The organism is Paucilactobacillus suebicus DSM 5007 = KCTC 3549, assembly GCF_001434475.1.
GTDB classification, from domain to species: domain Bacteria; phylum Bacillota; class Bacilli; order Lactobacillales; family Lactobacillaceae; genus Paucilactobacillus; species Paucilactobacillus suebicus.
The window spans coordinates 38,689-54,637 of sequence record NZ_AZGF01000015.1; the positions used below are offsets into that span (position 1 = coordinate 38,689).

Here is a 15,949-nt window from a genome sequence, read left to right on the forward strand (position 1 = left end):
CAGCAATAAAGCAGTAAAGAGTATGGTTAATCGTTCGCTCTATGAACGGTTGGCCGTTTCTTTCGCTTATATTATGAACACCTGCTTGGAGGAGCTCATTTCAGCAATAAAACAGTAAAGAGTATGTTTAATCGTTCGGTCTATGAACGATTGGCCGTTTCTTTCGCTTATATTATGAACACCTGCTTGGAGGAGCTCATTTCAGCAATAGAACATCTAACACCTTAAAAAAATTAACAGATCTTGAATGAACCAAACGTTTCACCCAAAACATAAGTAGTTAGTGCTAAACTTAACGAAAAAAGCAGTCGGAGGAAGAAATAATGAAAGCAATTGGTGTGTACCAAGGCACGGATATTAAATCACAGGAATTCACCACTGCAGATGTGGCACAGCCAGTACCCACAAATTTAGATGTATTAGTTAAGATTAACGCTGTGTCTGTTAATCCAGTTGATACCAAGGTGCGTCAAACAACTAAGCAACGCTCATTGAAGGTTCTAGGATACGATGCGGTTGGAACAGTCGAAGCACTTGGTGAGCAGGTGACGGATTTTACAGTTGGTGACCGCGTTTTTTATGCTGGCTCAAATCAGCGCGCTGGTTCGAATCAAGAATATCAGTTAGTTGATAGCAGAATTATTGCAAAGGCCCCGACCAAGCTCGTTGATGAAGATGCTGCAGCAATGCCGTTAACAACGTTAACTGCGGCAGAACTGTTATTTGAAAAGTTTAACAATCCATTTGAAAAAGATGCTAACGAAGGTAAGACGGTGCTCATCATTAACGGTGCGGGCGGCGTTGGTTCTTCTGCAATTCAATTAGCTAAGTGGTCCGGATTTAGAGTAATTGCAACCGCTAGTCGTACTGAAACCGTTGAGTGGGTAGAAAAAATGGGTGCGGATCAAGTTATTAATCACCATCATGATTTGATTAAGCAATTACCGGATGATCTTAATCAAATTGACGACATTATGATTTTAAATCGTACGGAATCCTACTTTGCAACGGCCGCTAAATTAGTGGCACCATTGGGCCATGTAGGATCGATTGTTGAGTCGAGTCAGCCATTGCCGTTGGGGTTATTAAAAGATAAAGCTGCCAGCTTTGATTGGGAGTTTATGTTTACAAAACCAAAGTATGGGGTGAAAGAAGCTAGTCAAGGACAACTATTGACGAAAATTGCAGCGCTTCTTGATAGTGGAGACATTATTAGTACAAGGACTAAAACATTGTCCAATATTAATGCCAACAATTTGAAAAAGGGACATCAAATTGTTGAATCAGGCAAAATGCTTGGTAAATTAGTAATTGACGGGCCATTTACTGATTAAAATGATTAGTTCGGCTTGACAATATTAAATTGTTTTAGTAAAATTTTACTAAAATGTAAACGCTTTATTTATTGGAGGCCACACTAATGGAAAAAGAACAGTTATTACAGGAATATCAACAAGTTTTCAGCGAAGTTGGCAAATCGGTTTACTTTTCGCCAGGCCGAATCAATTTGATTGGTGAATATACAGACTTTAATGGCGGCCATGTTTTTCCTTGTGCAATCAGTCTTGGAACTTATGGTGTCTTTTCTCCGCGTTCAGATAACAAAGTTCGCCTTTCATCAGCAAACATGGCAGATAGTCCAGTTGTTGAATTTGATATTAATGAGTCGGAACCAGAAACAGCCAAGGAAAATACGTGGGCAAACTATTTTAAGGGTATGATTGTTCAACTACGTCAGAATGGCTATTCGTTTGACCATGGCTTTAACCTGCTGGTTCATGGTAACCTGCCATACGGAGCCGGATTATCATCTTCCGCATCAATTGAATTATTGATGGGCGATATTTTGAAGGAAGAATACGGACTTGATGTTGAGCAATTGACTCTCGTAAAGCTTGGTCAAAAAGTGGAAAATGACTATATTGGTCTGAATTCTGGCATTATGGATCAGTTTGCTGTGGGGATGGGCAAAAAAGATAATGCAATTCTACTTGATGCCAACACGTTGGAATATCATTACTACCCATTGGAGTTAGGCGATTATATCGTTGTGATTATGAATACTAATAAGAAACATGCATTAGCAGATTCAAAATACAATGAACGCCGTGCACAAAACGAAGAAGCAGTTAGGCGACTTCAAGCTAAACTCGATATCAAGTACTTAGGCGAATTAACAACAGATCAGATTGACCAGTACTCATATTTGATTAACGATGATATTTTGATTCGTCGTGCTCGCCACGTGGTAATTGAAAATCAACGGACATTGCAGGCTCGTGATGCATTATTAAAGGGTGATTTAGAGTTGTTAGGTCGCTTGATTAATGCATCACACGTCTCATTGGAATACGATTATGAAGTATCAGGAGTTGAATTAGATACTTTAGCTGAGACAGCCTGGAAACAACCTGGTGTCTTAGGAGCCCGTATGATTGGCGGCGGATTCGGTGGCAGTGGTATTGCCATCGTGAAGAAGGACCAAGTGGAAAACTTCAAGAAAAATGTTGGTCAAGCATATGTTGACAAGATTGGATACGAAGCAGATTTCTACGACACAGAAATTGCGGATGGACCGAAAAAGTTATAGAGTGCGTTATGTCGCGTTTAGATGCCGGTGTGTAAGGTAACTTCATGCATTGATTGTCGGTCTGTGACAATTGATGTATGAAGTTACCTTACACGTTAGGCATCTGCGACATAAAAGCACGTTTCGGCAAGAAAGCCTAAGAGTGCAAATTGAAGCAGTATAATTAATATCTATTGATTGTCGGTCTGTGACAATTAGTGTATGAAGTTAAGTTATTCGATAGACATCAGTGCCTGAAAAGCACGTTTTAATAAGTAATTACATTGGCTTCACAAGGCGCAAGTCCAGTGAAGCCAATATTGTTTTAGGGAAGAACATAAGGGAGTAATAGATATGAAGTTAATTGAGAAATTTGCAGATGTGGTCATCGATAGCGGAACATACGAGTCGCTTGATCGGTACTATGTGATAAATAAAGTGCGAGCATTAGTTGGTGATGCAGATACAAAAGTGACAGATGAAAAGTCAGTCAAAGATCAACTGATTGATTTAGCGGTGCTGAATCAAAAAATTGAGGATACAATTACGAATCGTGAAATTTTAAACGATCAACTGATGGACTTGGTCACCCCAACACCAGCTAAATTGAATCGTGAATTTTGGGATCAGTATAAATCATCACCAAATAATGCAACTAACTTTTTCTACGATTTCTGTAAACAAAATGACTATATCAAGGTTGCGGCAATTAAGAAGAATGTTGAGTTCAGTCGTCAAACTAAGTATGGTGATTTAGAAATCACAATTAATTTATCTAAACCTGAAAAAGATCCAAAAGCAATTGCTGCAGCAGCCAAATCAACCAGTGATGCCTATCCAAAATGTCAATTGTGCATGGAAAATGAGGGGTACCTTGGTCGACTCGGTTATCCAGCTCGTAGCAACCATCGTATTATTCGTATGGAAGTTGGCGGGGCTGAATGGGGCTTCCAGTACTCTCCTTATGCGTATTTTAATGAGCACTGTATTTTCCTAGATTCAAAGCACGAACCAATGAAGATTGATCGACAAACTATTAATAATCTCATTCAAATTGAACAAACATTCCCTGAGTACTTTGTCGGTAGTAATGCTGATTTACCAATTGTTGGTGGTTCAATGCTGGCACACGAACATTATCAGGGCGGACGTCATGTCTTTCCAATGATGAAAGCAGATATTAAAACTCCATTATCATTTGATGAATTCCCAGCAGTAACGGCCGGAGTTGTCAATTGGCCAATGACAGATCTCCGTCTGACCAGTAGCGATACACAGCAGCTAACCAATTTGGCAGAGAAAATTATGAATGCGTGGAAAAATTATAGTGATCAAAGTGTGGAGGTTGTTGCATACACTAAGGATGGAACTCGTCATCATACTGTCACACCAATCATGCATCGAGATGGTGACCAATATGTCTTAGACTTAGTGTTGCGGGATAACAATACTTCGTCTAAGTATCCAAATGGAATCTTTCACCCCCACGATGAGGTTGCCCACATTAAGAAAGAAAATATTGGCTTAATTGAAGTCATGGGGCGTGCAATTTTGCCTGCCCGTCTTAAGACAGAGATGCAAGAAGTAAAACAGTACTGGTTGAAACAAGATAATCATATCGCTGACTATCACCGTCCTTGGGCCGATGAAGTCGCTGACCGTCGCTCAATTACGGCTGATAACGTTGATTCAGTGATGGAGTCTGAAGTGGCTGATGTGTTTGCTGAGGTTTTGGAAAATGCCGGTGTCTTTAAAAATGATGATAACGGGCAACAAGCATTGGCAAAATTCATCAAGACAATATAAAATAGAAGTAAATATAATTAAATAAAGGTAAACGGAGGGGGGATCTTATGTCAGTAACGTTAAAAGATATTGCAACGAAGGCTAACGTATCGTTAGCAACGGTTTCACGCGTGCTTAACAATGATCAGACCCTATCTGTCAATGATTCGACTCGTAAGAAAATATTCGAAATTGCAGAAGACTTAAACTATACAAAACATAAACGCACAAATCTAAAAACACCAACCAAGCAAATCGCAGTGGTTCAGTGGTATACGAAGAGTCAAGAACTCGATGATTTATACTATATGTCCATCCGGATGGGGATTGAGGAGCACTGTCGGCAAGTTGGCTATAAGTCAATTTCTATATATGAAAGTAGTCTAGACCAAATTCCAACAACGGTAGACGGGATTGTTGCGCTCGGAAAATTCAGTCGAAGTCAAATTAAGCAATTACAACGAATCTCTAGTAACGTTGTTTTAGTTGATTTTGATGGCCTTTCGTATGGGTGCGATAGTGTCGTAACTGATTTCGAACAGTCAGTTGACATGGTCATCGATCGATTTACCCGTGACCATATTGACGATATTGGGATGATATATGGTACTGAAAGAACGACTGATCAAAAACGAGTTATCAAGGATCAGCGATATCAGTATTTTGTTAAAGCAATGTCTGAAGAGCATCTGTTTGATGAGCGCTTTGTTTTTGAAGGGGATTTTACGTCTCAGTCCGGCTACCAACAGATGAAAAATGCCATCGAAACTTTAGGGGCTCATCTGCCACACGCATTTTTCGTGTCTAACGATCCGATGGCTGTGGGAGCATTAAAAGCGCTACAAGAAGCCAACGTAGAAATTCCCAAGCGGGTGAGCTTGATCAGCTTTAACGATACAACGATTGCTAACTATGTATTTCCTGGTCTTAGTGCGGTGCACGTGGCCACTAAAGACATGGGGCAAAGTGCGGTCGAATTGATGGTGGAACAGCAAAATGCTCCACGTGATTTTGCTAAAAAGGTCGTTCTAGGCACTCGTTTGATTGAACGACAAACAACTGAATAAATCTGCGAATCTCTGTTAAATGATATGCATCAGCTATATCATGATGACAGAGATTTTTTTAACAATGGAGGGAGGAACAAACTATGAGCCAACCTAACTTAACTGCACAAATTGTAATTAACGCACAAAGCATTGATTTATGTATCACGGATCTGAAAAAAATGAAAATTATTGAGCAGGCTAGCGCACCCGTTACACTGGGTGACCACTTATTTATTTCAGGAGGAATCACCGCTGCCATTGTGGATGATGCGATTGATGTCTTAGTGAAATTCAAAATGGTTATGGCTGATTACGGGGTGACTGATGCAAACTTGGTTGCAAGCCACGCTGTGTCGCAGGCCGAAAACATTAACTTCATTCAAGATCAGATATACATTCAAACTGGAATGAGGCCGAAACTGCTGACAGTTAATGAAGAGCTAATGTACCGTGTACAGGCTTGTGCAGCTTTTCTGCCACATTTTAAAAAATTAATTCAAAAAGGAATTGTTATCATTCAAGTTGGTGCAAGCATGATGACACTGACAATTTTTCAAGATGGACAGATCACGCTAGCTCAAGAAGTTCCATTAGGGCCACTGCGTGTTGCACAAACATTGAAGAAACTGGAGCGGCAGGTGGTATCTTACGAGGATGTGCTGGATGAATATCTGTATTCTAAGCTATTAGAGGTCTGGAAAATGATCCCGGAGCAGTATTTCGACCGAGTAATCCTAATGGGATCAAAGTTGACGTTGTTAGAGAACCTAATTCCAAAAGGTGAACGCGCGGTTGAGCTGACACACCAAGATTTTGACCAACATTTCAATGACGTAATGAAATTATCGGATCAAGATTTAGATTCTCAGTTACCACAAATGGAAGCAGACGAGGTTGCCCCGCTGTTCTTGATGCTTGATCAGATTTTTGATCACCTGCAGGTTAAAGATATTAATTTAACTGATATTAAACTCACCGATGGATTGATTGCTAACTTGAATGCACAGGACAAGCAAACTTCTAACGCGTGGAATTATGATCAAATGATTTTAGACGAAGCGCAAAATATTTCCAAACGATACTTGGTTGACCAAGATCATCAACAACAGGTACTGAAGTTTGCGATGCAGTTATTTGACAGATTGAAAAAATTTCATGGTCTCAGCAAACGGGATCGACTGTTACTTCAACTTTCAGCGATTTTAGCGGATACGGGACTATATCTTAATTCACACCATCATTCGTTTCATTCCGAATACATTATTGAAGCCAGTGAAATTATTGGCATTAACGAAAATGAACAACAAATTGTGGCGGCTGTTGCACGTTACCACAGTTCTTCATCGCCATCTTTGAATTTAAATAACCTAGTACAATTTCAAATTAACGATAAACTACGAATCGCTAAATTAGCAGCAATTTTGAGACTTGCTGATGCACTTGATGACAGTCACTTAGCGAAAATCAAAAAAATAACATTGCACCTGGATAATGAGTCGCGTCAGATTGAGATTACTGCAAGTGCTGATAAAAATATTGCACTAGAGCAGCTAACGTTCCAGCAAAAGGCTGATTTTTTTCAGACCGTTTATGGGTTGAAGCCAATTCTGAAGAGTAGTCGCAAGTAGCGAATAGGAGGGATATTATGAGTAGTAATTACGAACCGAATTATTTTACCAATCGCGAATTGAGCTGGATTGATTTTAACGATCGAGTGCTGGATGAAGCTCGTGATAAACGTAATCCGTTACTTGAACGAGTGAAGTTTTTAGGCATCACTCAAAGCAACCTCGATGAATTCTTTATGGTACGGGTGGCCTCACTTCGTAAAATGCTGGCTGTTGACTACAATGAACCGGATGCTTCGGGGATGTTGCCGGCAGAGCAACTTTCAGCGATCAGCAAAAAAGTGCATCAACAGTTAACTAAGCAATATTCAACGTTGACTAGATCGTTATTGCCACAATTAGAAGAAGTGGGCATTCAGTTATTGAAATACGATGGATTGTCGAAACGCCAGCGGCTATTTGTTAGCCAATATTTTCACCAGGATCTGTATCCAGTTTTGACACCACTGGCGGTGGATAGTTCTAGACCATTTCCTTTTATTGGCAATAATTCACTGTACTTGGCGGTTCGCCTAGCTAAGTCAGAAAATGATGACTTACCTGATGGTGAAAAAAAAGAACGACGGTATGCCTTAGTACAGGTGCCGGACGTGTTTAATCGGGTGGTAAAACTGCCTGGAGACAATCAATTCATTTTGTTAGAAGATGCAATTAGACCGTTTGTTAATGAACTGTTTACCGGATTTAAGGTCAAAGAGGCTCAATCTTTCCGTGTGATCCGAGATATGGACTTTGACGTTTCCGAAAGTGATACATCTGATTTAATGAAAGAAATTGTCCAGCAATTATCAATGCGCGACCACACCAGCGTGATGCGCTTGGAAATTGAAAATGACACCAGCAAATCATTGCGAAAATGGCTGGTTAAAATGTTGAAGGCTAACGAAGAAGAGGTCTATGAAATTTCTGGGCCAATTGACCTGGGGATGTTAGGCGATTTAGCCAAATTGGTTACGGATCATAGTGACTTACTATTCCAGCCATATAAATCGTATACTCAACCCTCTTTACGAACCGATAACTTATTCTCGGCAATTGCTAGTCAGGATATTTTCCTGCACCACCCGTATGATAGCTTTTCTCCGGTCGTCAATTTTGTCAAAGAAGCAGCTGAAGATCCAGATACATTGGCCATTAAGATGACTTTGTACCGTGTATCGAGCCATTCACCGATCATTCAGTACTTAGGTGAAGCTGCGCAAAATGGTAAACAAGTCACCGTTTTAGTTGAATTGAAGGCGAGATTTGATGAAGAAAATAACGTTCATTGGGCGCATGAACTTGAAAAACGTGGCTGTCACGTTATATATGGACTACAGGGACTTAAAACGCATTGTAAATTATTATTAGTTGTGAGGCGTGAGAGTGATGGCATTCGTCGCTATGTGCATATGGCCACTGGTAATTATAATGACGTCACGGCTAATTTTTACACTGATATGGGATTGTTTACGGCGGATGCGCGGATTGGGGTCGATGCTTCTAACATCTTCAATATGCTATCTGGATTTTCGGAGCCACGTCATTTTGAAGTATTAAACATTGCCCCATTAACGATGAGAAACTTTTTGAAGGATCGGATTGATGATGAAATTAAAGCGGCGAAAGCAGGCCGACCAGCAAGAATCAAAATGAAGATGAATTCATTGTCTGATCCGCGGATGATTAGCAAATTATACGATGCGTCGATAGCTGGAGTTAAGATTGATCTGATTGTACGTGGTATCTGCCGCCTGCAGCCAGGTATTAAAGGAATTAGTGAGAACATCACTGTCCATTCCATTGTGGGAAGATTTCTTGAACACAGTAGAATATATAGCTTCTATTCTGAAGGCGAGGAAAAGGTATTTTTATCGAGTGCTGACCTGATGAACCGTAATCTTTCACGAAGGGTTGAACTACTTTTCCCAATTCTGCAGGAAAATATTAAACAAGAAATTTTGCGCATTTATGGTCTGATGTGGAATGATAACCTAAAAACTCGTGTTTTGACAGCTGACGGAACTTATCAACGAGTGGATCGGCGTGGGCTGGAGCCATTAAGCGTACAGGATGCTTTAATGCATGAAAAGGAATTATTATCTCATAAAAAAATTGATGATGACTTAAATAAGGTCAGTCAAATCTTTATTCCACTGACTAAACCTGACGAAGGATTGTAGGAGGTACTCATAATGGAAACATTAGCCGTAATTGACTTAGGTTCTAACTCGGCACGAATGACAATGACAGAAATTCATGATGATGGTAGTTATAAAGTGATTCAAAGGGTTAAACGAATGGTTCGCCTGTCACAGGCGATGGGTGAAGAAGAAACTCTTAAGCAGCCAGCCATGGACCGAACTATTCAGGCACTAAAGGAATTTCAGGAGATATATCGGCAACAGGATGATATCACGTTACGAGCAGTCGGCACGGCAGCGATTAGAATGGCGAAGAATCAGGCCGAATTTCTTCAACGTGTTAAAGATGAGGTCGATGGGCTAGAAATCGAAGTCATTTCCGGTTCAATGGAGGCCCACTATGATTATTTAGGGGTGATCAATACTTTACCAGCCACTAATTGTGTCATCATGGATACTGGTGGCGCCAGTTGCGAACTGATTTTAGTTCAAAATGGTAAGGCTCAAAACCTAATTAGTATTCCAATTGGTGCGGTTAACCTGTCTGAAAAATTCTTTAAGAATCGGACAGATGTGTTCAGAGCTGAAGATTTATTTTGGGAGACAACGTTTGTTAATCGACTATTTAACGGGGTATGGTGGCTTCATAAGGGCCAAAACTTACCAGTAGTCGCCTTAGGTGGTAGTAACAGAACACTGGCTAAAATTTTTCGAAAGCAATCTGACATGATCAATTTCGAAGATATTCATGGCTATCGAATGTCAGTTGAGCAGGTTGAACAGGTCTATGCTGAAATAATTAGCAAAAATCTTGAAGAAAGAAAAAAGATCCCTGGGTTATCCAAGGATCGAGCAGATATCATTGCTGGAGGAATCACACCGATTGTAACGATATTACGATATTTAGATTCGGATCGAATTACGTTCTCACAAAACGGTGTGCGCGAAGGGATATTGTTTGAACATTTGACTGAACTACAAGAGAGTGAAAAATAAATCGTTAAGGTCCAGTTACATAAGCGGCCCCGGCGGATATTCAAGGGTTTAGAGTATCCGCCGGGGCCGCTTATGTTGCAGGACCTGACTTATTTTTCACGTTTAGACAAGGCTGCCCAAACGTGATCTATCTGAATTTTACTGTTGCTAAACCTACAGCATCTCCAGTGCTTCCTGGTCCACGATACAAATTTGCTTACTACCGGTCTGTTCAATCAAGCCATTTCGCTCTAATTCACCTAATTTACGACTGATGGTTTCAGGAGTTGTGCCGAGGTAAGTAGCCAAATCCTTTTTCTTCAGAGGTAGTTTAAAATCATTTTTACCAAACTGTGCTGATGTTTCAACTAAGTAATCAGCCAGTCTTGATTCAACGGAAGAGGTACTTGTTTGGGTAGTACGTTTTTCAAGCTCAGTCATGCGTCTGCCAAGCTCATTAAGAAGGTTAAGACTGATGGTCGGATACTTCTGCATCAGTTGTTGAAATTCAGTACGATTGATTTGGCAGATCATGGTTGGCATCAAAGCTTCGGCGAATGAATTGTGTTTAGCTTGTGAGAAGAGTGCCGTTTCACCGTCAAAATCGCCAGCAGTTAACAAATGTAGTAGCTGTTCTTTGCCATTAGAAGCTAATTGAAATACCTTAGCTTGACCACTGGCGATAATCATTAATGCATCCATTGAGTCACCGGCTGCAAAAATTGTTTCACCTGTTTGGTAGTGGTGCTGATGAACAATTGAGTTAACCGTATCTTGCTCTTGTTCTGAGAGCTGACTAAATAACGGAACTAACGAAACACAATTATGTTGATGCATAAATACCCTTCCCTTCATCATTAATCATGGCTAGCATATCACGTTTGAAAAAAAATAACGAATGATCCAATGGCGGGTCATTCGTTATTTTAGTTTTATTTAATACTAACTATTTGTTATAAGCTTCTTGGAATAATTTAACGATGTCTTCCTTTGAGCCTTTACGTGGGTTAGGACCGGCATTGCCATCCTTTAATGCATTTTCAGCCAGCAATTCAAAGTCCTCTGGCTTAGCACCCAATTCTTTGATGCTACGAATGCCAACTGACTTAGCCAAACGAGCAAGTGCATCAATAGCTTTTTGAGCGGCATCCCAAACGCTTAAGCCGTCAACATTCTCACCCATGAAACGGGCGATGTCGGCGAAACGTTCCGGACAAGCAACGATGTTCCACTGTTCAACAGTTGGCATTAATGATGCGCAGCATTCGCCATGAGGTGCATCATATTGACCACCAAGTTGGTGAGCCATAGCGTGGACGTAACCAAGGTCAGCGTTATTAAAGGCCATGCCGGCGATCAAAGCAGCTTCGGCCATCTTAGTACGAGCTTCAATGTTGTGACCATCTGCGTAAGCCTGTGGCAAGTACTTACTGATCAGCTTGATACCTTGAATTGCTTGTGCATCAGTAATGTCGTTACGGTGTGTTGAAACGTATGATTCAACACAGTGAGTCATGGCATCCATACCCGTAGCAGCAGTTAAACTTTGTGGAATGTCTAACATCAGCATTGGGTCGTTGAATGAAACTAAAGGTACGTTACGCCATGAAATAACAACGAACTTCAATTTTGTTTTTTCATTGGTAATAACAGCGTGACGAGTGATTTCACTGGCAGTTCCGGCGGTTGTATTAACAGCCATTAATGGAGGAAGTGGGTTTTCGAGGGTATCAATTCCAGCCAATTTAGTAATGTCGTCACCGTTAGTTAGGACGATTCCAATTCCCTTAGCACAGTCATGTGATGAACCACCGCCAACAGAAATGATACTGTCACAGTTGTTATCAAGATATGCTTGCTTACCTTCAGCAACGTTTCTAGTCTTTGGGTTTGGTTCTACTTGGTCATAGAATGCATAGTCAACACCAGCGGCTTTTAATGAAGCCTCAGTCTGCTTGACGGCGCCGCCTTCTAAGTTCTTCAAGAATGGGCCAGTAACGATTAAAGGCTTCTTCATGTTCAAAAGCTTAGCACGATCACCAATTTTACTTATTACTCCAGGACCAAAGAAGTTGACGTTGGGCATCATGAAATCTGTGTTAGGTTCTACCATTATAAAATTCCTCCAGATTAATTTGAAAATTATTTCACAAAACTATGAAAAAATAAGTGGATTGTTATTTCAAATCCATTCATTATTTTCATCACACGAGTATTGTATTATTTAGAATTACATTTTGCAACCCTTATTTTACTTAAAATTATGAAAATTTTTTCATAATAAATCAAAATATTTGGTTTTAAATGATACACGTCGTTGATTGTTCACCTAAAAACTTACAACCGGTTGCACAGCCTTGGCCAATAAAAAAATATGTTAATTATTAAAGAAAAATGATAATTTTTTAAATATAAAGCGGATTCAAAGGTCCACGTCATGTACGATTGTGCTAAACTGAAAATTGTTTAAAAAAATGCTGGTGTATATATAGGAGGATGCTCTCATGCGTCGTTATCGGTCAATACGTCTTAGTTTGGGATGGCAGATTGTCATCGGGTTAATTTTAGGTATTATTGCAGGGGTTATTTTTTATAAGAACACGGCAGCGATTAAGGTAATGTCCAACCTAGGGACCATGTTTATCAGCATGATTCAAATGATTGTTCTACCAATTGTTGTTTCATGTTTGACTGTCGGAATTGCCGGCATGGGTGATGTACATAAATTAGGTCGTGTTGGTGTCAAAACCCTAGTATATTTTGAAATTATGACTACCATTGCCATTGTTATTGGTTTGATTGTCGGTAACGTAACTCAAATTGGGACGTTTATTGATATTCATCAGCTACATGCGACTGATATTTCGCAGTATATGTCGACGGCTAAATCAGCATCTTCTCATTCTGGAATCTGGGATACAATCATGAGCATTATCCCGACTAACTTCTTCAAGGCCCTGTCGACTGGCGACATGATGCCAGTCATTTTCTTCTCAGTCTTCTTTGGACTGGGAACTGCGGCTATTGGTGAGCGTGGTAAGATCATTGTTGATTTTTTACAAGCTGTTTCAGAAGTTATGTTCAAGGTAACTAACTGGGTCATGAAATTTGCTCCAATTGGTGTCTTTGGATTGATCGGGATGACATTAGCAGAAATGGGAATTAGTGCATTGCTGCCACTGGGACTATTTGTGCTGGTGACATATGCGACAATGGCATTTTTTATTGTGTTTGTTTTGGGAACCGTGGCCCGAATTTTCCATGTGAAGTTCTGGAAGCTGATGAGTGTTGTTAAAGAAGAATTTATTATTGCCTTTTCAACAGCATCTTCTGAAGCAACCTTACCTCGTTTAATTGATAAGATGCATAAATTTGGCGTGAGCGAAGGAATTGTTTCATTTGTTATACCAACAGGATATACATTCAACCTTGATGGATCAGCAATTTACCAATCATTAGCTGCATTATTCTTGGCACAAGCCTACGGGATCCACTTAACAATTGCCCATCAAATTACATTACTGGTTGTGTTAATGATTACTTCAAAGGGAATGGCTGGTGTTCCCGGTGCCTCGTTTGTTGTTCTATTAGCCACTGTGTCAACGATTGGTGTACCAATGTCTGGGTTGACTTTTATTGCCGGCATTGATCGTTTTGTTGATATGGCCAGAACTTCTGTTAACGTTGTTGGTAACTCTGTTGCTACAATCGTAATTGGAAAATCTGAGCATGAATTTGATGACGAAAAGAACGCCAAGTATTTAGAAACTTTTGATAAACCGAAAAAGGCTTGAGAGGAATGATTTAATTGGCTGATAAACAACTACCCAGTAGAGATGAAGTTGCTGACAACCTGAAATGGAATCTGGCATTATTATTTGACTCAGATGATCAAATGCGCCAAGCACTCAACCAGACTGCTGAATCCGTTCAGGAGTTTACCCAGTTAGAGGGACATGTGGGTGAGAATGCCACTAATTTATTGACAGCATTACAAACATCAAAACGAATTGATGAACAGCTGGAGCGCGAGTATGTGTATGCGTTCATGCGTCGTGATAGTGATACTACAGACACTGAGGCTGTTGGTATCTATGGTGAAGCGGCTAACGCTCTCAGCAAAATTAGTGCGCAAATGGCGTTTTTGGATCCTGAAATTATTGCTATCGATGAAGATACGTTAAAAGAGTACCAAAGTACTGATCATGCATTTGATGAGTTTAAATTTGAACTTGAACAATTACGTAGTCAACGTGACCATATTTTATCTGATAAGGAAGAAAAACTTCTTAGTCGTGTTAATAAGGCGCTCGATGGTGCAGAAGAAATATATAACACCCTTAACGATGCAGATTTGTCTTTCGGTAAGGTACATGACGATAATGGTGATTTGGTTGAATTAACTCATGGGAATCGTAGCCAATTCACTGAATCCCAGCATCGTGAAGTTCGCAAAGAGGCTACTTTGGCATATGAAAAGCCGTATTATGATTTACGTAACACGTTTGCACAGACTTTCAATAGTTTGTGGGATCTCAAAATACACAGGCGGAGATTCGACATTATGATAGTGCCCGTCAAGCTTCACTTTCAGGTAATCACATAGACGAGAGCGTCTATGATACATTGGTAAAGAGTGTTAATGACCATATGTCACTGTCACATCGTTGGTATGCAATGAAGAAAAAAAGCCTAGGTTTGGATACGATGTATAAGTATGACATTAACGTACCACTAGCGGGCGAAGATTTCTTAAAGACTAACTTTGAAGATGGCAAGAAGATGACGTTAGATGCGTTAAATATTCTTGGATCTGAGTACATTGATGGATTAAAAAAGGAATTTGATAATCGCTGGATTGATGCTGCAGAAAACAAAGGAAAGCGTTCCGGCGGATATCAAATTAGCGTGTATGATGCCAATCCGTTTATTTTGTTGAATTGGACTGATAAGTTGTACAGTACTTATGTTTTGGCTCATGAATCAGGACATGCCATGCATAGTTATTTTTCGTCGCAGAATCAGCCGTCGCAGTATGCGGATGCACCCATTTTCTTGGCAGAAGTAGCGTCAACTTTTAATGAAAATATTCTGACTGACTATTTGCTTGAAAAATATAGTGATAACAAGCAAATTTCAATTTTTATTTTGGAACAGTATATTACTGGTTTTATTGGTACAATTTATCGCCAAACACAATTTGCAGAGTTTGAACACCAAGCCTATACGGCCGAACAGAATGGTACGACGTTGACTGCCGATTTCTTAGACAAATTGAGTGGCGACCTGGTAAACAAGTACTATGGGCCAGCAATTAAAGAAACGGGTACTAGAACGCAAAGCTGGGCGTATGTACCGCATTTCTATATGAACTACTATGTATATCAGTATGCAACGTCATGGGCCGTTTCTACGGCGCTATCTAATAGAGTATGGAATCGTGAAGACGGTGCGTTAGACAATTATTTCAACTTTTTAAAGGCGGGCGGATCAGACTATCCGGTTAACACCTTGAAAAAGGCAGGAGTAGATGTGACTGATGATGAGTATCTCAAACAGGCATTTGCGGTGTTTGAGAAACGACTGGATCAGATGGAAGATTTACTAAAGTAAGATACGAAGGAAACACGGTTTGAGACCGATGTGTAAGGAGGCAATGATGGGTAAGCGCTGTGCTTGCACTTAGTCATCATTGCCTCCTTACACGTTAGGTCTCAGTGTTTCCGGATTTCAGTTAGCCTAAGAGATATATCCAGATAAAAAAGCATGTAAATAGGGCAAATTACCTTTTTAGGTTCTTCGTCAAGAAGTACTGATATA

Annotated in this window: 12 protein-coding genes; 10 read left to right on the plus strand and 2 right to left on the minus strand. The window is 40.1% G+C overall.

The annotated features are described in order from the left end of the window. The first annotated feature begins 323 nt into the window (after positions 1–323). From FD16_RS07375 to FD16_RS07405, 7 genes are all read left to right on the plus strand, one after another. Entirely contained in the window at positions 324–1,334 is a 1,011-nt protein-coding gene (locus FD16_RS07375) for a zinc-binding alcohol dehydrogenase family protein (RefSeq protein WP_010621341.1), read from the plus strand. An 86-nt stretch (positions 1,335–1,420) separates the two neighbouring features. Beyond that, entirely contained in the window at positions 1,421–2,590 is a 1,170-nt protein-coding gene (locus FD16_RS07380; RefSeq protein WP_010621342.1) for a galactokinase, read from the plus strand. 333 nt (positions 2,591–2,923) lie between these two features. Beyond that, positions 2,924–4,375 carry a UDP-glucose--hexose-1-phosphate uridylyltransferase gene (locus FD16_RS07385; RefSeq protein ID WP_010621343.1) on the plus strand — a complete coding sequence of 484 codons (1,452 nt, stop codon included), beginning with the start codon at positions 2,924–2,926 and terminating at the stop codon, positions 4,373–4,375. A gap of 47 nt (positions 4,376–4,422) precedes the next feature. Beyond that, a complete protein-coding gene (locus tag FD16_RS07390) occupies positions 4,423–5,421 on the plus strand; it encodes a LacI family DNA-binding transcriptional regulator (RefSeq protein WP_010621344.1) in 999 nt (332 codons plus the stop codon). A gap of 83 nt (positions 5,422–5,504) precedes the next feature. Continuing rightward, positions 5,505–7,031: a Ppx/GppA phosphatase family protein gene (locus FD16_RS07395; protein ID WP_010621345.1), complete on the plus strand. Its 1,527-nt coding sequence runs from the start codon at positions 5,505–5,507 to the stop codon at positions 7,029–7,031. Positions 7,032–7,048: 17 nt separating this feature from the next. Beyond that, positions 7,049–9,193: an RNA degradosome polyphosphate kinase gene (locus FD16_RS07400; RefSeq protein WP_010621346.1), complete on the plus strand. Its 2,145-nt coding sequence runs from the start codon at positions 7,049–7,051 to the stop codon at positions 9,191–9,193. A 12-nt stretch (positions 9,194–9,205) separates the two neighbouring features. After that, entirely contained in the window at positions 9,206–10,150 is a 945-nt protein-coding gene (locus FD16_RS07405) for a Ppx/GppA family phosphatase (RefSeq protein ID WP_010621347.1), read from the plus strand. A gap of 153 nt (positions 10,151–10,303) precedes the next feature. On the opposite strand, the gene FD16_RS07410 is transcribed toward FD16_RS07405, so the two are convergent. Beyond that, on the minus strand, positions 10,304–10,966 hold the full coding sequence (locus FD16_RS07410; RefSeq protein WP_010621348.1) for a Crp/Fnr family transcriptional regulator: 663 nt from the start codon (positions 10,964–10,966) through the stop codon (positions 10,304–10,306). Positions 10,967–11,075: 109 nt separating this feature from the next. Beyond that, the gene (locus FD16_RS07415) at positions 11,076–12,242 is read right to left on the minus strand and encodes an iron-containing alcohol dehydrogenase (RefSeq protein WP_010621349.1); all 1,167 of its coding nucleotides are present in this window, start codon (positions 12,240–12,242) and stop codon (positions 11,076–11,078) included. A 391-nt stretch (positions 12,243–12,633) separates the two neighbouring features. Here FD16_RS07415 and FD16_RS07420 point away from each other — a divergent pair, with 391 nt between their 5' ends. The 3 genes from FD16_RS07420 to FD16_RS13150 are packed head-to-tail and all read left to right on the plus strand — an operon-like array spanning position 12,634 to position 15,742. Next, entirely contained in the window at positions 12,634–13,923 is a 1,290-nt protein-coding gene (locus FD16_RS07420; RefSeq protein ID WP_010621350.1) for a cation:dicarboxylate symporter family transporter, read from the plus strand. A 14-nt stretch (positions 13,924–13,937) separates the two neighbouring features. Continuing rightward, positions 13,938–14,735, plus strand: a complete 798-nt coding sequence (locus FD16_RS13145) for a gluzincin family metallopeptidase (RefSeq protein WP_010621351.1) — start codon at positions 13,938–13,940, stop codon at positions 14,733–14,735. Further along, a complete protein-coding gene (locus tag FD16_RS13150) occupies positions 14,657–15,742 on the plus strand; it encodes a M3 family oligoendopeptidase (protein WP_235778151.1) in 1,086 nt (361 codons plus the stop codon). The genes FD16_RS13145 and FD16_RS13150 overlap by 79 nt, the downstream gene beginning before the upstream one ends. Positions 15,743–15,949: the final 207 nt, after the last annotated feature.

What these genes read in the sequence shown, in the direction of transcription:
- FD16_RS07375 (WP_010621341.1), top strand. Translation starts at nt 324, where the DNA reads ATGAAAGCAATTGGTGTGTACCAAGGCACGGATATTAAATCACAGGAA.
- FD16_RS07380 (WP_010621342.1), top strand. Translation starts at nt 1,421, where the DNA reads ATGGAAAAAGAACAGTTATTACAGGAATATCAACAAGTTTTCAGCGAA.
- FD16_RS07385 (WP_010621343.1), top strand. Translation starts at nt 2,924, where the DNA reads ATGAAGTTAATTGAGAAATTTGCAGATGTGGTCATCGATAGCGGAACA.
- FD16_RS07390 (WP_010621344.1), top strand. Translation starts at nt 4,423, where the DNA reads ATGTCAGTAACGTTAAAAGATATTGCAACGAAGGCTAACGTATCGTTA.
- FD16_RS07395 (WP_010621345.1), top strand. Translation starts at nt 5,505, where the DNA reads ATGAGCCAACCTAACTTAACTGCACAAATTGTAATTAACGCACAAAGC.
- FD16_RS07400 (WP_010621346.1), top strand. Translation starts at nt 7,049, where the DNA reads ATGAGTAGTAATTACGAACCGAATTATTTTACCAATCGCGAATTGAGC.
- FD16_RS07405 (WP_010621347.1), top strand. Translation starts at nt 9,206, where the DNA reads ATGGAAACATTAGCCGTAATTGACTTAGGTTCTAACTCGGCACGAATG.
- FD16_RS07410 (WP_010621348.1), bottom strand. Translation starts at nt 10,966, where the DNA reads ATGCATCAACATAATTGTGTTTCGTTAGTTCCGTTATTTAGTCAGCTC.
- FD16_RS07415 (WP_010621349.1), bottom strand. Translation starts at nt 12,242, where the DNA reads ATGGTAGAACCTAACACAGATTTCATGATGCCCAACGTCAACTTCTTT.
- FD16_RS07420 (WP_010621350.1), top strand. Translation starts at nt 12,634, where the DNA reads ATGCGTCGTTATCGGTCAATACGTCTTAGTTTGGGATGGCAGATTGTC.